The organism is Actinoplanes philippinensis (assembly GCF_900113015.1).
GTDB classification, from domain to species: domain Bacteria; phylum Actinomycetota; class Actinomycetes; order Mycobacteriales; family Micromonosporaceae; genus Actinoplanes; species Actinoplanes philippinensis.
In genome coordinates this window covers 106,518-128,044 of the sequence record NZ_FONV01000021.1, presented here as the reverse complement: position 1 = coordinate 128,044, position 21,527 = coordinate 106,518, and the positions used below count along the sequence as shown (strand labels likewise).

The following is a 21,527-nucleotide window of genomic DNA, read 5'->3' as shown; positions in this document are numbered from 1 at the left end:
GGGCGGGGGTGGCGACTGCGGTGGCGTTCATGCCCGATCAGATCGGGCGGCTGTCTCAACGCAACCTCAAGCCCCTCTCAGGACCCGCGCAAGGAATTCCGGTCCTCGACGGGTAGGGTGCAGCGGTGCCAAAGCGGGGTGTGCTGGTCGGGGTCGGTGCTGTCGTCACCGCGCTGCTCGTCGTCGGCGCCTGGTTCGCGCCCGTGCCGTATGTCATCCGGGAGCCCGGTCCGGTTCTGGACGTTCTCGGACCGGAGGTGATCACCGTGACCGGCGCGGACGTGTCCGCCTCCACCGGTCAGCTGCTGCTCACCACCGTCGAGGTCATCGACGGGATCGACGCGGCCGCCGCCGCCCGGATCTGGTTCGACGACCGGGACGCGCTGATCCCGCGTGAGGCGATCTTCCCGGCCGGGCAGAGCACCGAGCAGGTGGTGCAGACCAACCAGGAGATGTTCGCGACGTCGGAGAACACCGCGATCGACGTGGCCCTCGGCAAGGTCGGGCGCCCGGCCGGGGTCCGGGTGGCGATCAAGGTCGACGAGGTGGGCGGCCCCAGCGCCGGTCTGATGCTCACCCTCGGCATCATCGACAAGCTCACCGCCGCCGACCTCACCGGCGGGCACGTGATCGCCGGCACCGGGCAGATCGCCGCCGACGGCACGGTCGGCCCGATCGGCGGCATCACCCAGAAGCTGTACGGCGCCGACGTCGACTGGTTCCTGGTCCCGGCGGCCAACTGCGCGGAGGCGCTCGGCGTCGTGCCGCCCGGCCTGACGCTGGCCCGGGTCGCCACCGTCGACGACGCCCTGCTCGCCCTGAGGACGATCGCCGCCGGCGGCAGACCGGCCACATGCTGACGCCGCTGGTCCTCCTCGTCGACGACCTGCGCTCGTTCACCGACGGCCGCCCGGCCCACGTGGCCCGTACCAGCACCGACGGCGTCGCGCTGCTCGGCCGGCACCGCGCGCACCGCGTCGACGAGCTGTGGCTCGATCACGACCTGGGCGGCGACGACACGATCTGGCCGGTGGTCGAGGTGCTCGAACACGCCGCCTTCCACGGCCGGCCCTTCGACGTGGGCGTCGTCGTCATCCACTCGGCCAATCCCGCCGGGGCGGCGAAGATGGCGCAGGCCCTCCGGCGCTGGGACTACCCGGTCCGGGTCGCTTCGGGTGATCCGGCGGTGGGCTACCGGCACGGCGATTGATCAGGTTCACCGCTGTCCCCATGGCCCCCGTCGCCCTGCCTGGCGAGGCCTCGGGGCCTCCGCGCCGACGGCGCCGGGATCATGGTGGGATAGGTTCACCGGCATGGCGGACGACACCCAGCGCGCTGTGACCCTGCACCGCACGAGCCTCGGGCAGTATGAGGTTCGTAATGCCCGCGGCGGCACGATGACCATCGGCGTCGGCGACGGCGCGGATTTCACCCCGGTGGAGTTGCTGCTCGCCGCGCTCGGTGGCTGCACCGGCGCGGATGTCGACTTCATCACCAGCAAGCGCGCCGAGCCCGACGACTTCACCGTCCACGTGACCGCCGACAAGGTCCGTGACGAGACCGGTGGCAACCGGTTGATCAACCTGGTGGTCCGGTTGCAGGCGACGTTCCCGGAGGGCGCCGGCGGCGACGCGGCCCGCGAGATGCTGCCCCGCGCGGCGCGCATGTCACACGACCGGCTCTGCACCGTCTCGCGCACGATCGAGCTCGGCACTCCGGTCGACACCCGCACGGAGTAGGGTCCGTTTCGGAATGCGACCGGGGCTACGGCGTGGCCGGCGCCCCCGTCTCCACGGTGGTGCCGTGCACCTCGACCAGACCCGCCGGCACGGGGGCACGGAGACGCACGCGGGGCGGAGGGGTCACCCACCACGACGGATCTGACGGGCCGGCGCGGGGAAGGCGCCCCGGCCGAGGGCGGCCCGCATGGTGAGCACGCACCGGTCGCGGGCCGTGTCCACCCGGGAGCGGTCGTAGTGCTTCTCCAGGTTCATCTCGGCGTCGCTGGTGCGCAGCGGTTTCTGCCAGGCCGCTTTCATCTGCTCACCGACCTCGGACTTCGCCTCGTTGGCCAGGTGACGGTAGGCGGCGGCGACCGCGGGCGCCTCGATGTCGAGCAGCGCCTGGTGGAACGCGAGCCGCGAGTAGATCCGGCTCACCTCCTCGGTCAGCTGCTGACGGCCGTCGACCGAGCCGGTCCGGCGCCGGATCCGATAGGGCATCTCGGCGTAGTCCTCGATGACGCTGAGCGCCTCACCGAACGCCCGGGCCCGCCGCTCACGCCGTGCCGCCCGCTGGTTGAGGGCGTAGGTCAGCAGCGCGGTGAGCACCGCACCGACGATGGCGATGACGGGCACGAGCACCGCCGTGGTCTGCGCGGCCGTCCACCCCATGCTGCGAGGACCCTCCGGACGTCAGATCTGGTGAAGGACGTCGATGATTCTCGCAGCAGCGCCCGGCTCCCACTGATCCGGGCCCGGCCCGAAGAGGCGATTGATCCCGTTCTGGCAGGGCAGGGCGGCGAACGACTCCGGATCCTCGCGGTGGTGGCGGCTCAGCCAGGCGACGGCCTCCCGGTGGGCCGGCCCCGGCGCCGAGAGATAGACCGGGTCGGGGACGTTGAAGAGCAGACACTCCACAAGGTACGACGGAGCGGTCCCCTCCTCGAGAAGGTGCTCGGCCTCGGCCCAGCGGCGGGCACGCTTGACCGCCCGGACGGCCTGTTTGAAGCGGCCGCCGGTGCGCAGGTCCTTGACATCGCCGTGCAGCCGGTGCTGTTTGGGGAAGTTGACGATCGGCCGGCCCTGCTGGTCGCGGAAGAACACCCCCTGCTCGTAGTGCGGGGAGCCGGGCACCGGATACCAGCGGTGCTCGGTGGCGACGAGGATGTCGACCATCTCGGCGAAGAGCGAGTCGGGGTCGTCGACGTTGAGGCAGCGCCGTCCCATCCGGACGATGTGGGACTCCCCCAGCACGGTGAGGACGTCGTCGCGGAACCGCTCCCACCCATGGCCCGGCTCAGTGAGCATCAGGACCAGGTCGATGTCGCTGTCGTGGCCGAGGTGGGTGCCGTTGACCCGCGACCCCTGGCCGAAGATCTCGAACGGCCGAGAATACGGCCCCAGCTCCCGGCGCAGCTCGCTCGCGGCCCACGACAGGAGGAACTCGCCGTCCATCCGTCGTCGCATCGAAACCGGACGAGCCCGCATGGCTCCAGTATGCCTCGCCGCGCCGCTGGCGGACTCCGGGCAGGCCGGGCGGCGTCAGGCCGGGCGGCGTCAGGCGGGCAGCGTCAGGCGGGCAGCGTCAGGCGGGCGGGCGGCGTTCAGGCCGGGCGGCGTCAGGCCGGGTCGTGGTCGGGGCAGGTGACGCGTAGCTCGGCGTCGCCGAACGGGGCGTCGACGAAGTCGCAGTGGTGCGGCCGCAGCGGGTCGGCGTGCGCCTGCGGCACGAAGAACCGGCAGGTCAGGCACATCTGCGAGACCGGGATCGCGCGGCGGTCCTGCAGCTCGCGCATGAGGTGGGTCATGCCGCGCAGCATGGCCGCGAAGTCGGCGGGGTCGAGCGCCGACACGGCGTCGGTGAGTTTCTCCGACTGGATGGCGAGCCGCGCCGCCTCGTCGTGGCCGGCCGGGGTGAGGCCGAGCAGCATCACCCGGGCGTCGCCGGGGTCGCGGCCGGCGTCGACGAGCTCCTTCTTGCGCAGCACCTTCACCGCGTCGGAGACGGTCGGCGGGGTGGAGGCGAGCGCCGTGACGATCTCGCCCTGCCGCAGCGCCCCGCCCCGGCCGTGCAGCAGCAGGATGATGTCGGCCTGCAGCGGGGACAGGTGGTGCGGCCCGGCGTTGCGCCACGCCTCCATCCGCACGGCCTGGCCGAGCCGGGCGAGCCCGACGAGGAGCTGACCGGTCGGCGGCATCCCGGGCACATCCGCCACGAGCTTCACCCCCCGGCCGCACATCGTACTTGCTTGGCACTGGCAAGTAGTGGGCACGGCTACCACCGCACCCACTACTTGGGAGTGCCAATTATCTAGGTCACGAAGAGACCGCCGGGAAGTCCAGCGTGGTCTGGCCGACCGAGTTGAAGTAGTTGGTGAAGGTGTTGAGCGCGACGGCGGCCACGATCTCGCCGATCTCGCCGTCGCCGTATCCGGCCTTGCGGACCGCCGCGAGGTCGTCGTCGGAGACGAAGCCCTTGGTGGCGATGATCTGCCGGGCGAAGGTCAGCGCCGCCTCGACCTTGGGGTCCGACGCGCGGGCGTCCCGGCCGGCGACCAGGTCGTCCTCCGAGACACCGGCGCGGGCGCCGAGGACCGTGTGTGCGGCGAGGCAGTAGTCGCACTCGTTCTGCACGGCGGCGACCAGTGCGATCTGCTCCTGCACCCGGGCCGGCAGCAGCCCCTTGGACAGCGCGCCGGAGAACTGCAGGTAGGCGTCGAGGACGGCGGGCGAGTTGGCCATCGCCCGCATCATGTTGGGGGTGACGCCGAGGGCGCGCTCGACCCGGTTCAGCAGGGTCCGGGCCTGGCCTTCGGCGGCGGCGGGGTCGACGGTGGCGATACGAGACATCAGATTCTTCCCTTCGCGATAACTCTTGGCACTGCCAACTATATGACCGGACATCACTCCTGTCGCTGTGGCCTCGAACACATGCCGCGAACGGAACTTTTGGTCCGTACACAGAAAAGTTTTGACCTTAATCATTGAAAGATCTGGACGTCCTAATAGAACTCATCCAGGATGTTCACAACCTTGAATCACACCCGTAACCGGGGAGCGCAGATGAGACGTCTGTCCGTGGTCACCCTTATGATTTCCGCAGTCATAGTCGCGCCGGCACCGGCGTTCGCTGTCGATCCACCGCCGCCGCAGGAGCCGGGGGTGACGCTCCGGACCTACGACATCGGGGTGCCGCTGAGCCGGGTCTGCGAGCTCAAACCCGGGCAGACGCCCAACGTGGACAAGCTGATGCCCACGATCGACTGGTCGACCGACGAGCAGTTCGGGCTGCAGTCCAACTTCGTCACGCACGCCATCGCCAACCTGACCGCGCCCGCCGCCGGGGCGTACACGTTCCGGCTGACCAGCGACGACGGCTCGAAGCTGTGGATCGACGACGAACTGGTCATCGACCACGACGGCCTGCACGGCAACGTGCCCAAGGACGGCGCCGTCGAGCTGACCGCCGGCCTGCACCCGCTGCGCGTCGAGCACTTCGAGCGCGACGGCGGCCAGGAGCTGCGCCTGGCCTGGAAGGCCCCGGGCGCCGCCGACTTCACCACCGTGCCGTCCACCGCGCTGAGCACCGACGCCGGTGTGGTCCGGGTGACCGCGCCCGGCCGCAAGGAGTGCGTCTCCGGCACCGACACCCCCGGCGACGGGCTGCCGCTGACCGCGGTGAACCCCGGGTACACCCTCACCGACCTGCGCCCGCCGGGCTTCGAGCCGCAGGTCACCGGCATCGCCTGGCGGCCCGACAAGAAGATGGTGATCACCACCTGGGGTGGCACCGACAAGGTCGAGGGCAAGGTCTACCTGGTCTCGAACGTGACCGGGAAGACCGGACCGGGCAGCGTCAAGTACCAGGAGATCGCGAGCGGGCTCAAGGAGCCGATGGGCGTGGCCGTGGTCGACGGCATGGTCTACGTGTCACAGAAGCACGAGCTGACCGAGCTGCGCGACACCGACGGCGACCAGGTGCTCGACACCCGGCGTACGGTCGCGGTCTGGCCCTTCGGCGGCAACTTCCACGAGTTCGCGTTCGGCCTGCTCTACCGCAACGGCAACTTCTACCTCAACCTCTCGGTGTCGATCAACCTCGGCGGCGAGACCACCGATCCGCAGCCGGTCGGCGGGCGCGGCACCCACATCGTGGTCAACCGCAAGAGCGGCCAGGTCACCACGGTCGCCGGCGGCTTGCGCACCCCGAACGGCATCGGCTGGGGTCCGGGCAACTCGATCTACGTCACCGACAACCAGGGCGGCTGGCTGCCCTCGTCGAAGCTGATCAAGATCGAGGACGAGGCGTTCTACAACCACTACACCAACCCCGACGGGCCGTACGACGCGCAGCCGGTGACCCGCCCGGTGCTGTGGCTGCCGCAGAACCAGATCGGCAACTCCCCCAGCACGCCCGTCCTGCTGGAATCCGGCCCGTACCGTGGCCAGTTCCTGATCGGTGACGTCACCTACGGCGGCCTGCAGCGCGCGGCGCTGGAGACTGTCGAAGGCGTCGAGCAGGGCGCGGTCTTCCGGCACACCCAGGGCCTGGAGGCGGGCATCAACCGGGTGTCGGCCGGCCCGGACGGCGCGATCTACGTCGGCGGGCTCGGCGCGGACGGCAACTGGGGCCAGGAGGGCAAGCTCCGGTTCGGCCTGCAGAAGCTCACCCCGAACGGCACGTCGGTCTTCGACATGAAGTCCATGAAGGCCACGAACGACGGCTTCAAGATCGAGTACACCGAGCCGCTGTCCGACGCGACCGTGGCCAAGCTGCCTGCCGCCTATCAGCTGGAGCAGTGGCGGTACGCGCCGACCGCGCAGTACGGCGGTCCGCAGGTCGACACCGAGACCCTGACGGTGACCGCCGCCAAGGTCTCCGGCGACCGCAGGACCGTCACGCTGACCGTGCCCGGCCTGCGCCGGGACCGGGTGGTGCACCTGCGCTCGCCGCGGCCGTTCGCGTCCCGGGACGGCGAGACCCTGTGGAGCACCGAGGCGTGGTACACGATGAACGAGCTGCCCGGCAAGCAGCCGCAACCGGTCTACTACGAGGCCGAGGAGGGTTACCGGGAGGGCGCCGCCGGCCTGGCGACCGACCACCGCGGCTACTCGGGCATCGGGTTCGCCGCCGGCTTCGGCAGCCTCAACGCGTCCACCACGATGCACGTCACCGTGGACAAGGCCGGCGACTACGCGCTCGGGCTGCGCTACTCCAACGGCCCGAACCCGTTCAGCGGCACCAAGACGATCAGCCTGCACGTCAACCACCGCAAGATCAGACAGGTGTCGCTGCCGAGCACCGTCACCTGGGAGGAGTGGGCGACCGTCACCGAGACCGTGAGCCTGCGCAAGGGCGCCAACACCATCCAGTTCCGCGTCGACGCCCTCGACACCGGCCACGTCAACCTCGACCTGATCAGCCTCCGGCGGCCGGCCGGGCGGATCGCCCTCTTCGACGGCAAGGATCTCGACAACTGGCTGCACACCGACGGCCGCCGCGCCCAGTGGCCGCTGATCCCCGGCGACGCCACCGAGGTCTGCTGCGGTGACCTGCGGACCAAGGACGCGTACGGCGACTACAAGCTGCACGTCGAGTTCAAGGTTCCGCTGCTGCCGGACGACGTGACCGGCCAGAACCGCGGCAACAGTGGCGTCTACCAGCAGGAACGCTACGAGGTGCAGATCCTCGACTCGTTCGGGGACACCACCTTGGCCAACAACGAGGCCGGTGCGATCTACACGGTCAAGGCGCCGGACGTCAACGCCGCGACCGCGCCGGAGACGTGGCAGACGTACGACATCACGTTCCGCGCCGCCCGCTACGGCGCCGACGGGACGAAGACCGAGAACGCGCGGATCACCGTCGTCTGGAACGGCCGTACCGTGCACGACAACGTCGAGATCCCGAACGGGACCGGCGGCAACATCCCGGAGGGCCCGGCCACCGGCGCCATCCGCCTGCAGGACCACGGCAACAAGGTCCAGTACCGCAACATCTGGATCGAACCGGCCGCCTGACGGTTCCCGTGTGCCCCGGCGGTGCGGCCGCCGGGGCACACGGCACGGTCTCCCGGTCGCGTCCGGCAGACGGCCGGTCAGGAGCCGGCGACCTGCCCGGCCAGGCGCTGCGCCACCGAGGCGACGACCTCCGGCGCCGGCTCGATCCAGCTGGCGAAGCGGCCGCCGATCGCGTGGTCGAGCATCCTCTCGTGGTCGTCGGCGGCGACGCCGGCCGCTTCCAGGAACCAGCGCAGGACCGTGGTGCAGCAGCTGTACCAGCCGGACTCGTAGCCGGTGCGGTCGCCGACAGCGGTCACCAGGTGGGCGACCGCTCGCTCCCAGCCGTCCAGGTCGCTCTCACCGACCGCCCAGCACCAGCCGAGCGCCCACCGGCCGTACCGCTCGGTGAAGCCGATCGAGACGCTCTCCAGCCACAGATCCTGCAGCCGCCAGTCCGCGCCCTGTGCCGGGAGGGTCTCGGCGGTGACGAGTCCGGCGGCCACATCCGCGACGGTCGCCGGGTCGAACCCGTGAGTGTGCGGATCGACGTCGGCCCAGTTCAGGGTCGTCGGGTGGGGAAGCTTCCGGGTGTAGTCCCCCGGGTTCCACCGGCTGATGCCGGGCGCTTTCACGGCCCGCCACGCCGCCGGCTCCTCGACGCCGTCGCCGGCGGCCGGCGCGGTGAGCCGGCCACCGGAGCCGGCGGCCGGCGCGGTCGCCGTGAACCGGCCACGGGAGTCGGTGGCGAGCTCCACCGTCAGCTCGTGCCAGGCGACCAGGGCCTGTGCGAGGCGGTCCAGGGTCTCGTCCGGCGTGGTCAGCGGCAGGTCGACCGTGCACCAGATCGGGATGACGCCGCGATTCTCGTAATCCTCCAGGACCACCGTGTGCGCCCAGCCGACCGCCCACGGGCCGAGACGCTCGACCAGCGCCTCGGTCATCCGGTCGCGCCAGAAGTCGGCGAGGCGCCAGTCGGTGCCGGGCGGCGGAACGTCGGCGGCCGGGGGCAGTGAGCGCACCAGTGCGGCGACAGCGGCCGGGTCGAAGCCGGGGCGGCCGGCGGGGTCGACGTCGGTCCAGGTGAGACGCTGGAAATCGGGCAGGTCGACGCGGTCCTGGGGCACGGCGATGGTCCCTCCGTCAGGTAGCCGGGACGATCCTCCGCCGGCGGCGTGTGCCGAGCAAGCACATCACACCGGCGGCGAGCAGGAGCGCGCCGGACCAGCCGGCGGCCGGGCCGGTGACCGGGAGGTCGTCGCGGCGGCCGAGGACGCGGACCTCGCTGACGCCGGTGATCGGGGTCAGCCCGTCGGCGGTGACGGTGATGGTCACCTCGCCCGTGTCGCCGGGCCGGGCCGACCGCGACGCCGACACCTCGACCGGCAGGTACGCCTCGACGGTCTCGCCCTCGAACGACAGGCCGCGTGGATCGGTGCAGACGACGCGGGCCGGGGACGGTGTGGCGCAGTCGCCGCCGCCCTGGGCGACCGGCGTGATCCGTACCCCGCTGACGCCCTTGAGGTCGTAGGTGACCGTCACGCCGCGCAACGTCGCCGGGCCGGTCGTGGACCACAGGCTCGGGCCGAGCGGATCGATAGCGGCGCCGCCCACCGGCACCTGGACGTCGGGGAACCCGGCGCCGACCGGTCCGTCACTGGCGTGGCTCTGATCAGGCAAGACAGGCCACCGTCCGGTGCAGGCCGTCCTCGTCGACGACGCCGTGAGTGATGCCGGTGAAGCCGGGCCACCGGTGCGCCAGGATCTGCTCGTACCGCAGGAACCGCACGATCGACGCGCTGATCCGTTCTCCCGGCACCAACAGCGGGATCCCCGGCGGGTACGGCGTGAGCAGCACCGCGGTGACACGCCCGGCCAGTTTCTCCACCGGCACGTGCTCCACCCGTCCGGCGGCCATCGCGGTCCACGCGTCGGCCGGGATGGTCACCTGCTCGACCGGCTCGGTGTAGACGGCAGTGGTCAGTTCGGCCAGGTCCGCGTCCCGGTAGGTGCCGTGCAGGGCCTCGCACAGGTCACGCAGCCCGCGCCGGGCGTACTCCGGGAAGGCTTTCGCGAAGGCGGGCATCAGCCGTTCGATCGCCGCGTTGCCGTCGTAGGCGCTCTTGAACCGGTGCAGTTCGGCGACCAGCGAGTTCCACCGGCCCTTGGTGATGCCGATGGTGAAGAGCACGAACAGCGAGTAGAGGCCGGTCTTCTCCACCACCACCCCGTGCTCGGCGAGGTAGCGGGCCAGCACCACGCCGGGGATGCTCGGCGAGCCGGGCGCGCTGAACTCGCCGTGCACGGTCAGGCCCGGCGTCGTCAGGGTGACCTTGATCGGGTCGAGCATGGTGAACCCGTCGTCGACCCGGTCGAAGCCGTGCCAGGCGGCGTCCGCGGTCAGCTCCCACTCGGTCCGCTCGGCCAGCCCGGTGCGCGCCGGGGTGTCCGGGCCCCACACGCCGAACCACCAGTCGCCGTCCGCGGCCCGTTCGTCGCCGACCCGGATGATCGCGCGCCGGAACTCCATCGCCTCGGTGATCGTCTCCTCGACCAGCGCCGGGCCCCGCCGGCCGGCCATCATCTCCGCCGACACGTCGCAGCTGGCGATGATCGCGTACTGCGGACTGGTCGACGTGTGCATCCGGTACGCCTGGGCGAACACCCGCTCGTCGAAGTGGCCGTCGGTGGTGTCCTGGACCAGGATCTGCGACGCCTGCGACAGCCCGGCGAGCAGCTTGTGGGTGGACTGGGTGGCGTAGACGACGGTGCGGCCGGTGCGGTCCCGGTCGTTGGCGACGCCGTGCATGCCCTCGTAGAACGGGTGGAAGGCGGCGTGCGGCAGCCACGCCTCGTCGAAGTGGATCGCGTCCACCACGCCGTCGAGGCTGCGGCGCAACTCGTCGGCGCGGTAGATGATCCCGTCGTAGGTGGACTGGGTCAGCGTCAGCAGCCGGATCGGCCGGCTCTTGTCGGCGATCAGCGGACTGGCCTCGATCTTCTCCTGCAACGCCGCGGCGGTGAACTCGCGTCGCGGGATCGGCCCGATCACCCCGGCCTTGTTGCGGGCCGGCATCAGATAGATCGGCACGGCCCCGGTCAGGATGATGGCGTGCAGCACCGACTTGTGACAGTTGCGGTCGACGGCCACGATGTCACCCGGCCCCACCAGCGAGTTCCACACGATCTTGTTGGAGGTGGAGGTGCCGTTGGTGACGAAGTAGAGGTGGTCGGCGCGGAACGTGCGGGCGGCGAGACGCTCGCTGTCGGCGATCGGGCCGCTGTGGTCGAGCAGTTGCCCCAGATCCTCCACCGCGTTGCACACGTCGGCACGCAGCAGGTTCTCGCCGAAGAACTCGTGGAACAGGGTGCCGACCGGGCTCTTCAGGAACGCGGTGCCGCCGGAGTGGCCGGGGCAGTGCCAGGAGTAGGCGCCGTCGCCGGCGTACCGCAGAAGGGCCTCGAAGAACGGCGGAGGCAGCTGGCCCAGATAGTGGCTCACCTCACGGTGGATCTTCCGGGCCAGGAAGTCGGGCGTGTCCTCGTACGCGTTGACGACCCCGTCGATCCTCGCCAGCACCGGCTGGGGTATCCCGCGGGCCGTCAACTGCTCCCCGAACAGCAGGATCGGGACCCGGTCGTTGTACCCGCGGACGGTGTGCACGAAGTCGGCCGCAGCCCCGACGGCGGGGGCGTCCGGCGGCACCGTGTAGACGACGGCCGAGCTGGACCGGGCGACGTGCGCGAGCATCCCGGTGTCCCGCCCGTCCCCGCCGAACCGCCGCAGCTCCAGCCCGGCCCGTCCCAGGGCGGCTTCGAGCATCTCCAGCGGCCGCCAGGCGCCGGCCGGTGCGGGCGTGACGATCGTGACCGGAAACGACACCGTGGACCGTCCTCTCACCGCCGGGCTCGCCGTGACCCTAGCCAGGCGCGCAGCGGCCGGTCCGGCGATCAGGACGCGGGTCCCCGATGCGGGTGACGCGGCGCTCAGCCGGCCCGGCCGCGGCGCAGCGGCGCCCGTACCCCGCCGGAGAGCGGGGAGTCGTGCAGTTCGAGGGTGTCCAGTTCGGCGTTCGCCGGCACGTCGAAGACCAGCTTGCCGGACACCTTCTCGCCGGGGGCGAGCTTCCGCAGGAACGCCTCCACGCCTCGGTTGGCGTAGAGGCCGGCCAGCTCGTCGCTGTCGTAGGCGGCGCCGTCGGTGCCGTACGCCGTCTGGGCCTGTCCGACGAAGTATTTCGAGCCGTCGCCGATGTTGCGCACGGTCAGGCTGATCACGCAGAACCTGCCCTCGGCGGTACGTTTCAGGTGTTCCAGGCCGACGGTGGTCTTCGAGCAGTCCATCCGGGTGACGGTGAACTCGAACTTCCCGTCGCGTACCGCCTCGCCGGGCGCCGGACCGGACGGGGCGGCCCGGACCGCCTGCGCGGGCGGCCCGGTGGTGGCCGTCCCGGCGGCGGGTAGGCCGTGGCTGAACTGCTCGGCGGCGATCCCGGCGGCGAACAGCGCGATCACCGCGAGGGCCGACACCAGGACCGCCACCGTCACCTTGACCGGGGAGACGCTCCTGGCGGCGCGGACCGGGCGGCGCTGCTGACGAAGGTCGTGCGACATCTGACCACTCCACGGGACCGGGCCGACTTCACTCCCCTCACTGTCAGCTACCGGGCGATGCCTAACCAGTTAACCTGCCTGATCGGTGGCATTCTTCGCTCGAAAGGACAATCGGGGGCTACCGCCCGGCGGCGACCGCGGCGATCGCCTCCTCGCGGGTGTCGCCGAACCGCAGCGGCGCGAAGTGTCCGTCCTGGTCGCGGCCGCAGCGCACCAGGACCCCCGCCACCAGCCCGGCCTTCGGCGGATCCCAGGTCACCAGCGGCGAGAACCGGGTGTCCGCCCCGGCTGCCGCGTCGGCGATCCGCTCCGCGGCCGGGACCTCGGGGGACGGCTGGTCCGACATCCACCCGAAGACCCGCCCGGCGCGCACCTCGGCGCCGTCCAGGGTCGCGCACCACAGCGGGTACGCCTGCGCTATCACCGCCATCCGACCGTCCCTCTCCCCGCGCCGATCCCGTCCTCCCCGCGCCATTCTCCCGGCGGCCGGGGTGGCCGGTCTGCCGATTCGGCAAGCCTGCATAAGCCCTTACTTAAACTCGCTAAGTTTCTGGCCGCGCGCCGTTGACCCGCGCCGGACACCGGCTTACCGTGACATCGGCCACAGTCGATACAGGGAGGGCTCGTCCATGAGGAGCCGCATCGTCGTTCTCCTGGCGGCGCTGGTCAGCGCGCTGGCCGCGACCGCGCCGGCCACGGCGGCCCCACCACCGCCGGGCGGGTTCGTCGTCCGCGACGGCTCCCGGCTGATGCTCGACGGGCGGACGTTCCGCTTCGGCGGGACCAACAACTACTACCTGTTCTACAAGAGCCGGGCGATGGTCGACGACGTGCTCGACGACGCGCGGGCGGCCGACTTCACCGTGCTGCGCACCTGGGCGTTCGGGCTGATCGGCAACGCCGACGGCAGCAACTCGGTGGCGCCCGCCCCGGACGGCGTCCACTTCCAGTACTGGGACGGCACGAAGCCCGCCGTCAACGACGGGCCGGACGGCCTGGAACGGCTCGACTACGTCATCGCCGCGTCGCGGCAGCGCGGGCTCAAGCTGGTGCTGCCGCTGACCAACAACTGGTCCGACTTCGGCGGCATCGATCAGTACGTACGCTGGCGCGGCGGCTCGTACCACGACGAGTTCTACACCGACCCGGTGATCAAGGGCTGGTACAAGGACTGGATCAACCATGTACTGAATCGCGTCAACACGATCACCGGCGTCAAGTACAAGGACGACCCGACCGTCATGACGTGGGAACTCGGCAACGAACCCCGCTGCAAGGGCTCCGGCGTCTACCCGCAGAGCAGCGCCTGCACCACCACGACGGTCACCGCCTGGGCCGACGAGATGTCCCGGCACATCAAGTCGGTCGACGCCAGACACCTGGTCAGCGTCGGCGACGAGGGCTTCTTCTGCGACGGGCCGGACGCGCCGGACTGGATCGACAACTGCGGCGAAGGGGTGGACACCATCGCCCTGACGAAACTGCCGGCCATCGACGTGATGTCGTACCACCTCTACCCGGACGGTTGGGGCAACCGCACCCCGCAGTGGGGCTCCGGCTACATCACCCGGCACAACGAGGCGGCGAGGAAGCTCGGCAAGGCGGTGATGCTCGGTGAGTTCGGGTGGAGGAACAAGAACACCCGCAACCCCGTCTACCAGCAGTGGCTGAACGACTTCACCCGTACCGGCGGCTCTGGTTTCCTGTATTGGATCCTCTCCGGATCGCAGGACGACGGGACGCTGTATCCGGACTACGACGGCTTCACCGTCTACTGCCCGAGCCCGGTGTGCACGACCATCGGCAACGCGAGCAACGAGATCGCCTCGGGTCAGCGGTCGCTGCCGCCGGTCGCCGACCACGACACCGCGGTCACCGAATTCGACACCGCCGTGACGTTGCGGCCGACCGCCAACGACATCGGTTACCGCAGCCCGATCCAGCCGGCCAGTGTCGACCTCGACCCGTCCGCTGCCGGCCGGCAGCGGACGCTGACGGTCGCCGGCGGCACGTTCACGGTGACCGCGGCCGGCGCTCTCACCTTCACCCCGGACAGCGGCTCCACCGGCCGGGCCACCCTGTCCTACACGGTCCGCGACCAGGCCGGGCGGCTGTCGAACACCGCGACCGTGACGGTCACCGTCAAACCCGACCCGGCCGCGGTGGCGGTGCTCGCCTCGTTCGAGACCGGCACCGAGGGCTGGGCGCCGGCGTCGTGGCAGTCCAACGCCGGCACCGTCGCGCAGACCACGGAGTTCGCCACTCACGGCACCCACGGCCTGCGGGTCGACGCGGCCGACGGCGGCTGGTTCGGGGTCACCTTCGCCGAGCCGATCGACCTGTCCACCCGCAGCGCCCTCAGGTACGACCTGCGCACCGCCCCGTCGACCGGCACCAACGCGGCGATCGCGGTGCAGACCGGCTCCGGTCTCGCCTGGTGCCAGTCGAACTTCACCTGGGTCGGCCAGGACACCACCACCACGGCCACCATCGACCTGCTGTCCTCGATGTCCTGCGACAGCGCCGCCCTGGCCGACGTCCGCGTCCTGTGGATCTACGTCAACCCGGGCGCCGTCGACATCGACAACGTCCGCGCCGAATAGCCCGTCGCCGGCCGGCGGAGGGCAGCGCCGCTGTCGGGTCAGCCCTCGGGCCGCAGAGCTCGCACGGCCGTGGATGACATCGTCACCAGCTCCGGCCTGGCGGGCAGCAACAACGTCGTCACACCCAGCGCTTCATTCATCGCGGCGAGCTCGTACTCGCGCAGGTAGTCGGTCGAGTTCCGGACCCCGCGGATGATCACTCCGCAGCCGTTCCGCCTGCAGTAATCCACGGTCAGCCCATGCCAGGCGGCGACCGCGACGTTGTCCCAGCCGGCCGGCAACAATGCCCGGATCTTCCCCGCCCGCGCAGCTGTCGTCCCGGCCGGCTGCTTGCCGTCGTTGACGGCGACCAGAACGGTGACCCGCTCGAACATGCGGCGCGACCGGTCGACAACATCGAGATGACCCGGCGTGAACGGATCGAACGTTCCTGGATAAACCGCTCGAGCCGCACCGGGACCGTCATCAGACGCAGGAGGCATCGAACCAGCGTAGGCTGCGCTGCGTGAGGACGACCGGGCGGACGGCCGGCCGTCGACGCTCAACTCCGGGCCGCCCCTGCCGATGCCTCGGTCCGTGACACCGAGATATCCGTGGGCCCGCGCCCTGACCGCGCTCGCGGGTATCGCGGCGCTCCTGGGCGTCCTGGTCGCTGTGACCAGCCGTGCCGCCGACGAGGGGCGGGCGGCCGCCGTGGACCGTGCTGTTCCCGGCGGCGCACATGATCCAGCCGCGGGGATTCACGCGGCCATCGACGAGTACATGCGCCGGTTTCATCCCTGGCTCGACCCGGTTCCCATGGGTGAGGTCGTCACCATGACCGGTGGCCCGGCATTCAACGCACGGCTGCAGGCCGACCGCGTCAGCGCGGCGACGTACATGCTCCGGATCGAGAACACGGGAACCCAGCCGTTCGACGGTTCCTTCTCGGATGGCTGCGCGTGGTTGGAGATGGACGACGGTGAGCGGTATCCATCGCCGTTCGTGAGCAACCTCAACGGCTGGCTGGTGCCGTCGGTGATGGAAGCGGGCACCGGATTCAGGCTTCTTCTCACTTTCGACATACCGGCCGGCGCCCGGCTGGCCGCACTGATCCTGTGCTTCAGCCTCGGAAGGACAACTCCTACCGCGGTGTGGTCGATGACCCCCTGATGCCGGTTCCCGGATTCGCCGGCCGGCTGTCGATCCGGGGCGGGCGCCGATCGTCGTAGGGTTGAGGGCCACGTTCCGGTCCTCACCCGAGAGAGGACGAATTCACATGGCGAAGTACATGCTGCTGATCCACGGTGACGCCGCGCAGTGGGAGGCGATGACCGCCGAGGAGTGGGCGGCGCACCACGCGGCACACGCGGCGTTCCGGGAGGCGGCCGGATCCCGGGTGGTCGGCGGGGAGCAGCTGGAGCCGGCGCCGACGGCCACCACCGTGCGCGGCGGTGTCGCTGACGAGCCGGTCATCACCGACGGGCCGTTCCTGGACACCAAGGAGGGGCTCGGCGGGTTCTACCTGCTGGAAGCCGACGACCTCGACGAGGTGATCCGGCTGGTGTCGCTGCTTCCGGAGGTACGGGCGACGCACAGCGCCGTGGAGATCCGGCCCGTCGTGTCGCGCGGGTGAGCGACGAGGCGGTCGCGGCGGTCGCCGAGGCGCACCGCCGGGAGTGGGCCCGGATCGTGGCGACGACGGCGCTGCTGACCCGCGATCTGGATCTCGCCGAGGAGTGCGCCCAGGACGCCTACGCCCAGGCGTTGCGGGTCTGGGCGCTCTCCGGTGTGCCGGACCGGCCGGGCGCCTGGCTGACCGAGGTGGCCCGCAACCGGGCCCGTGACGTGCTGCGCCGGGAGGCACGGTTCCGCCGGGCGCTGCCGCTGCTGGTCACCGACGAGAGCCTGCCCGGCCCGGAGGACGCCACGGCCGCCGACGACCGCCTCCGGCTGATCTTCACCTGCTGTCATCCGGCGCTCGATCGGGCGGCCCGGGTGGCGCTGACGTTGCGGCTGGTCAGCGGCCTGTCGACGGCCGAGGTGGCGCGGGCGTTCCTGGTGCGGGAGGCGACCATGGCGGCCCGGATCACGCGCGCGAAACGGAAGATCGCGACGGCGCGGATCCCGTACCGGGTGCCGCCGGCCGATCAGCTCGGCGCCCGGGTCGACGCGGTCCTGCAGGTGGTGCACCTGATCTTCACGACCGGGCACACCGCCCCGGACGGCGAGCAGCTGCTGCGCCGGGACCTGTGCCGGTCCGCGATCGATCTGGCGCGGATGCTGCACCTGCTGATGCCGGCCGACACCGCGGTCGGCGGGCTCCTGGCGCTGCTGCTGCTGAACGAGGCGCGGGCAGCGGCCCGGGTCGGCCCGGACGGCCGGTTGCGGCTGCTGGCCGAGCAGGACCGTGCGCTGTGGGACGCCACGCTGATCGCCGAGGGCACAGCGCTGCTGGCGGACTCGCTGCGCCGGGGCGCCCCGACCCGGTATGCGGTCGAGGCCGCTGTCGCCGCGGTGCACGCCGAGGCCCCCCGCTGGGCGGACACCGACTGGGACGAGATCGTGGCGCTGTACGGCGTACTCCGCTCGATGTGGCCGTCCCCGGTGGTGGACCTCAACCGGGCCGCCGCCGTCGGCATGCGCGACGGTCCGCAGGCCGGTCTGGACGCGCTGGAGCCGCTGCTCGGCGAGCCGGCGCTGGCGACGTACCCGTATCTGAGCGCCGCCCGCGCCGATTTCCTGCGCCGTCTGGACCGGCTGCCGGAGGCCGCCCTCGCCTACGAGGAGGCGCTGGCACTGACCGCCAACGCGGTGGAACGGACCTACCTGGCCGACCGCCTGGACCGGGTCCGTCGCGTCATCGGCTGATGACGCACCTGTTCCGACCCTCGTGTTTGGCCTGGTAGAGCAACTTGTCGGCAGCGCCGAGGACGGTTCTCTGGGTGTCGCGGGGGCCGGACTCGGCGGCGCCGACGCTGACCGTCACCGGCAGGTCGCCGGTCAGCGGCTGCCACGGGTGGTCCTGCACGGCCCGCCGGAACTCCTCCAGCACCGGCGCGGCCTCGCCGGCGCCGCAGCCGGGCAGCACCAGCAGGAACTCCTCGCCGCCGAGGCGGGCCGCGAACCCGGCGGGGCGGGCGGCGAAGCGGGCCGGACGGGCGGCCGCGAGCAGCAGGTCGGCCAGGGCGACGAGGACGCGGTCGCCGATCTCGTGGGAGCAGACGTCGTTGACCCGTTTGAAGTGGTCCAGGTCGACGAGCGCGACCACCACGGGGCCGCCGGCCAGCACACCGGGCAGGGTCTCGTCGACGTAGCGGCGGTTGGGCAGGCCGGTCAGCGGGTCACGGCGGGCCTGTTCACGGAACCGCTCGGCCTCGCGGCGGGCCTCGGCGGTCTCGAAGACGGCGTGCCGGGCCCGGGCCTGGGCGTCACGCTGCTGCGAGTGGAGCTCCCGCTCGGCCTGGTGGAACCGCTTGTGGACGGTGAACGCCCGGCCGGTGTCGCCGCACGCCGCGTGCAGTTCGGCCTGCTCCTGCAGGACCCGGACCTCGACGCCGGCCAGCTCACGCTCGTGGCACAACGCGGTGCAGCGGTCCAGGCTCGCCTGCGCGGCGGCGGTCTCGCCGAGATGCCGCTGGGCGATCGCCAGGGTCAGCAGGTATTCGGCGAGGCCGTCGGCGTCGTCGGGGCCGGCGATCCGGTAGGCCTCGACGTTGCCGCGGGCGATCTCGGCGGCCTCCGCGTACCGGCCGCGGCCCACCTGGATCATCGCCATCGTGTCGAGGGCGTCGGCGGAGAGCTGCCCGCCCGCGGCCTCGGTGACGGCGCGCAGGCGCTGCACGGCCGCCCAGGCGCGCTCGTGGTCGCCGGAGAGGTGTTCGGCGTACGCCAGATTGTTGAGCACCACCAGGTGCAGGTCGACGTCCTCGGCGGTGACGGCCACCTGCTCGGCGTGGCCGTATCGGGTGCGGGCCGCCTCGATCGAGCCGCCCTGCGCGAGGACGTCGGCGAGCCGCAGCAGGATGACGCCGCGGGCCCGGGGCGACGCGTCGTCGTCGAGCGCCTCCACCGCCCGGACGGCGTGTTCGAGGCCGGCGGCGATGTCGCCGAGATTGTCGTGGACGATCGACAGCTGCTGGTGGCTGCGGGCCAGCAGCGGCCGGTGCCGGTGCTGCTGGGCCCACGCGTTGACCTCGGAGCAGATGCCGGCGGCCGCCGCCAGGTCGCCGTTGCGGCGCAGCATGTTGGCCTCGAGCAGGCGGGCCCACCGGGTCAGGGCGTGTTCGCCCAGGCCACGGGCCTCGGCGGCGAGCTCGGCGGCGCGGGCCAGCACGTGGGCGCCGTCGATGCCGAACCGGAACTCCAGGGACTGGATCTCCGCGGCGACGGCGGCCGGGGAGCGGTCCGGCCGGGGTACGGTGGCCGGTCGCGCCGCGGACGGGATCGAGCCGGTGCTCAATGATCCGTTCACCTGCCCATTATCGGCAGACTGCCCGGGAAGCCAAGGACTTCGACCTCCGGAGGCTTTCCCGCGTGCGCCATCCGGAGGCGCCGGCCGGTGATCTAGGGTCGTGGCGTGTTCGCGGGGCTCGATGACATCGACTGGGAATCACTCACGCACGCCTACGGGTCGGCCGAGGACGTGCCGGGCTGGGTGCGGGGGCTCGTCGACGCCGATCCGGCGGTTCGGGAGGAGTCCCTCGACGCCATGTACGGCGCGGTCCACCACCAGGGCGACGTGTACGACTCGACGGTGGCCGTGGTGCCGTACCTGCTCGAAGCCCTGGCCGTGCCGGGACTGCCCGGCCGGGACGGCATCGTGGAACTGCTCACCAGCATCGTGCAGGTCGGCGACTGGCCGGAGGAGCCGGCCCTCGACGACGAGGCGGTCGTGATGCGCCGTCATGCCGTGCGGGCCCACGCGCTCGCCGTGGCCGCGGCGCCGGTGCTGCTGCGCCTCGCCGACGACGCCGATCCGGAGGTCCGGGCCGTCGCCCCGCAACTTCTCGTCGCCGTGGCGCCCGCGGTGCCCGACCCGGCCGGGCTGCTGCTCGGCCTGCTCGGCAGCGAGACCGACCTGAAGGTCCGGACCGGCCTGTTCGAGGCCCTGGGCAGCCTGCCCCTGGACGACGCCACGATCGGGCGTCTGCTGGAGCTGGCCGGGTCCGCGCCCGCGTCGACAGCGCTGGCCGCCCTGATCGCGGTGGCGCGCAACGACCCGTACCGGGCGCCGCTCGACGGGGTGCCGGAACTCATCGAACGCGCCTACGCCGAGGAGGGTCCCGCCGCCGGGCCGGCCGGGTTCGAGACCGACACGCTGATCGGTTCGCTGCGGGTGATGCGCGAGCAGAGCGACGAGGGCCGCCGGGCGCCGCACTGCACCCGCATGATCGAGGACCTGACCGACCCGCTCGGCCCGCGCGTGGCCGAACGCATCGCCATCGTCACGCCGCTGCTCGCGTCGGTCCACGACGACCTGGCCGGTGACGCGCTGTTCGCCGCGAACAAACTGATCGAAGGGTGGCGCGGGGACTACCGGGAGGTGGTGACCCGGATCGCCGCGCTCCTGGCACGGCCGCCGCAGGTGGCGGGATGGGCCGCGAGCATGCTGAAAAGCTGGGGCCCGGTGGCCGCGCCCGCGGTCGAGACGGTCGCCGGGCGGCTGGCTCTCATCGACGCGCAGCCGTGGCGTGACGGGCTGCCCGAGTGGACCGTCCGGTACTCGGCCGACCTGCCGGGGCTGCATCCGTACCTCGAGATCCTCGCCGGTTTCGGCGACGAGCGCGCCCTGCCGCTGCTGCTGACCGGGCTGACCCTGCCGCAACGGCCCAAGGACATCGGGTACGCGCTGGCCCGCTACCCCGGCCACGCCGGGCGGCTCACCGCCGCGATCGTCCCGTACCTCCCGGTGGTGGCAGCCGGTGAACGGCCGCCGACCGAGTGGTACGCGTTCCAGACCGCGCTGCGGGCCTTCCGAGCGGACGCGGCGCCGGCCGTGCCGTACCTGCTCGCGTCCCCGTTGCGGGACTGGTCGGCGACCACACTCGGCCGCATCGGCCCCGCCGCGCGGGCGGCCCTGCCGGCACTGCGCGCGGCGGCGGGCGGTGACGATCCGCGTCTGGCGGTGGCGGCGGCCGGGGCGCTGTGGCGTATCGACCGTTGGCCGGGCGCCCTGGCCCGGCTGACCGCGCACCTGGACGGTCCGGCCGCCCGCGAAGCGTTCGAGGAGATCGCCGCGATGGGCGCCGACGCCGCACCGGCCGCGGCGCTGGTCGCCACCTACCTGGACGCGCCACCGGACCGGCACTGGTGGACCCCGGCACGGGCCGCTCTCGCGCTCTGGCGGCTCACCGGCGACCTGGACCGCGTCGCGCCGGTGCTGACCGCCGCCTGGCACGGCAACGCACGCACCAGGCCGGCGATCGCCGCGGCCGCCGCGGGCCGTCCGGCGGCGGCGCTGGAACCGCTGTTCCGGGCTGAGCTCACCGCCGACCGGCGCCACAACGTCTCGGAGAACACGTGGTCGAGCGCCCAGGTGACCGAGGACGAGCAGTTGCTGGCGTCCTGCCGCCACCTGGTCACGCCGGCCTGATCGGGCCGATCTCGC

General features: G+C 71.8%; 20 protein-coding genes. 9 read left to right on the top strand and 11 right to left on the bottom strand.

Translation table 11 applies throughout. The features are described 5' to 3' along the window. Positions 1–125 precede the first annotated feature (125 nt). The 3 genes from BM290_RS41075 (at position 126) to BM290_RS41065 (ending at position 1,739) form a co-directional block, all read left to right on the top strand. Positions 126–860 (top strand): S16 family serine protease, encoded by a 735-nt coding sequence (locus tag BM290_RS41075; RefSeq protein ID WP_143134126.1) that lies wholly within the window; start codon positions 126–128, stop codon positions 858–860. Continuing rightward, positions 854–1,210 carry a cyclic-phosphate processing receiver domain-containing protein gene (locus tag BM290_RS41070; protein WP_093621383.1) on the top strand — a complete coding sequence of 119 codons (357 nt, stop codon included), beginning with the start codon at positions 854–856 and terminating at the stop codon, positions 1,208–1,210. The genes BM290_RS41075 and BM290_RS41070 overlap by 7 nt, the downstream gene beginning before the upstream one ends. Positions 1,211–1,313: 103 nt before the next feature. Continuing rightward, a complete protein-coding gene (locus BM290_RS41065) occupies positions 1,314–1,739 on the top strand; it encodes an OsmC family protein (RefSeq protein WP_093621382.1) in 426 nt (141 codons plus the stop codon). Positions 1,740–1,862: 123 nt separating this feature from the next. On the opposite strand, the gene BM290_RS41060 is transcribed toward BM290_RS41065, so the two are convergent. The 4 genes from BM290_RS41060 to BM290_RS41045 form a co-directional block, all read right to left on the bottom strand. Beyond that, positions 1,863–2,393 (bottom strand): hypothetical protein, encoded by a 531-nt coding sequence (locus BM290_RS41060; protein WP_093621381.1) that lies wholly within the window; start codon positions 2,391–2,393, stop codon positions 1,863–1,865. Between the two features lie 21 nt (positions 2,394–2,414). Next, entirely contained in the window at positions 2,415–3,209 is a 795-nt protein-coding gene (locus BM290_RS41055) for a nucleotidyltransferase-like protein (RefSeq protein WP_143134125.1), read from the bottom strand. Between the two features lie 131 nt (positions 3,210–3,340). Continuing rightward, positions 3,341–3,937, bottom strand: a complete 597-nt coding sequence (locus tag BM290_RS41050; RefSeq protein ID WP_177320109.1) for a MarR family winged helix-turn-helix transcriptional regulator — start codon at positions 3,935–3,937, stop codon at positions 3,341–3,343. 100 nt (positions 3,938–4,037) lie between these two features. Beyond that, on the bottom strand, positions 4,038–4,571 hold the full coding sequence (locus tag BM290_RS41045) for a carboxymuconolactone decarboxylase family protein (protein ID WP_093621378.1): 534 nt from the start codon (positions 4,569–4,571) through the stop codon (positions 4,038–4,040). Positions 4,572–4,883: 312 nt separating this feature from the next. On the opposite strand from BM290_RS41045, the gene BM290_RS41040 reads away from it, so the two are divergent. Further along, the gene (locus tag BM290_RS41040) at positions 4,884–7,742 is read left to right on the top strand and encodes a 3-keto-alpha-glucoside-1,2-lyase-like domain-containing protein (RefSeq protein ID WP_239143844.1); all 2,859 of its coding nucleotides are present in this window, start codon (positions 4,884–4,886) and stop codon (positions 7,740–7,742) included. 77 nt (positions 7,743–7,819) lie between these two features. Here the strand turns inward: BM290_RS41040 and BM290_RS41035 are convergent, their stop codons facing one another. The 5 genes from BM290_RS41035 to BM290_RS41015 form a co-directional block, all read right to left on the bottom strand. Next, positions 7,820–8,848, bottom strand: a complete 1,029-nt coding sequence (locus BM290_RS41035; protein WP_093621376.1) for a hypothetical protein — start codon at positions 8,846–8,848, stop codon at positions 7,820–7,822. A gap of 16 nt (positions 8,849–8,864) precedes the next feature. Then, positions 8,865–9,401 carry a hypothetical protein gene (locus tag BM290_RS41030; protein ID WP_093621375.1) on the bottom strand — a complete coding sequence of 179 codons (537 nt, stop codon included), beginning with the start codon at positions 9,399–9,401 and terminating at the stop codon, positions 8,865–8,867. Further along, positions 9,394–11,604: an Orn/Lys/Arg family decarboxylase gene (locus BM290_RS41025; protein ID WP_203779553.1), complete on the bottom strand. Its 2,211-nt coding sequence runs from the start codon at positions 11,602–11,604 to the stop codon at positions 9,394–9,396. The genes BM290_RS41030 and BM290_RS41025 overlap by 8 nt, the downstream gene beginning before the upstream one ends. A gap of 104 nt (positions 11,605–11,708) precedes the next feature. Next, positions 11,709–12,335: a DUF4352 domain-containing protein gene (locus tag BM290_RS41020; protein ID WP_239143845.1), complete on the bottom strand. Its 627-nt coding sequence runs from the start codon at positions 12,333–12,335 to the stop codon at positions 11,709–11,711. Between the two features lie 118 nt (positions 12,336–12,453). Then, positions 12,454–12,765, bottom strand: coding sequence for a hypothetical protein (locus BM290_RS41015; protein ID WP_093621374.1), 312 nt, complete (start codon positions 12,763–12,765; stop codon positions 12,454–12,456). Positions 12,766–12,964: 199 nt separating this feature from the next. Between BM290_RS41015 and BM290_RS41010 the strand changes: the two genes are divergently transcribed. Further along, positions 12,965–14,938: a cellulase family glycosylhydrolase gene (locus tag BM290_RS41010; protein WP_093621373.1), complete on the top strand. Its 1,974-nt coding sequence runs from the start codon at positions 12,965–12,967 to the stop codon at positions 14,936–14,938. A 38-nt stretch (positions 14,939–14,976) separates the two neighbouring features. Here BM290_RS41010 and coaD read toward each other — a convergent pair whose 3' ends face one another. Next, on the bottom strand, positions 14,977–15,420 hold the full coding sequence (coaD, locus tag BM290_RS41005) for a pantetheine-phosphate adenylyltransferase (RefSeq protein WP_093621372.1): 444 nt from the start codon (positions 15,418–15,420) through the stop codon (positions 14,977–14,979). Between the two features lie 172 nt (positions 15,421–15,592). Here coaD and BM290_RS41000 point away from each other — a divergent pair, with 172 nt between their 5' ends. From BM290_RS41000 to BM290_RS40990, 3 genes are all read left to right on the top strand, one after another. Next, positions 15,593–16,090: a DUF4352 domain-containing protein gene (locus tag BM290_RS41000; RefSeq protein ID WP_143134124.1), complete on the top strand. Its 498-nt coding sequence runs from the start codon at positions 15,593–15,595 to the stop codon at positions 16,088–16,090. Positions 16,091–16,196: 106 nt separating this feature from the next. Next, on the top strand, positions 16,197–16,553 hold the full coding sequence (locus BM290_RS40995; protein ID WP_177320108.1) for a YciI family protein: 357 nt from the start codon (positions 16,197–16,199) through the stop codon (positions 16,551–16,553). Further along, a complete protein-coding gene (locus BM290_RS40990) occupies positions 16,550–17,788 on the top strand; it encodes an RNA polymerase sigma factor (RefSeq protein WP_093621370.1) in 1,239 nt (412 codons plus the stop codon). The genes BM290_RS40995 and BM290_RS40990 overlap by 4 nt, the downstream gene beginning before the upstream one ends. Here the strand turns inward: BM290_RS40990 and BM290_RS40985 are convergent. Next, positions 17,778–19,391, bottom strand: coding sequence for a tetratricopeptide repeat-containing diguanylate cyclase (locus tag BM290_RS40985; RefSeq protein ID WP_143134123.1), 1,614 nt, complete (start codon positions 19,389–19,391; stop codon positions 17,778–17,780). The two genes, BM290_RS40990 and BM290_RS40985, sit on opposite strands and share 11 nt — an antisense overlap. Positions 19,392–19,496: 105 nt before the next feature. On the opposite strand from BM290_RS40985, the gene BM290_RS40980 reads away from it, so the two are divergent. Further along, positions 19,497–21,512 carry a hypothetical protein gene (locus tag BM290_RS40980; protein WP_093621368.1) on the top strand — a complete coding sequence of 672 codons (2,016 nt, stop codon included), beginning with the start codon at positions 19,497–19,499 and terminating at the stop codon, positions 21,510–21,512. Positions 21,513–21,527: the final 15 nt, after the last annotated feature.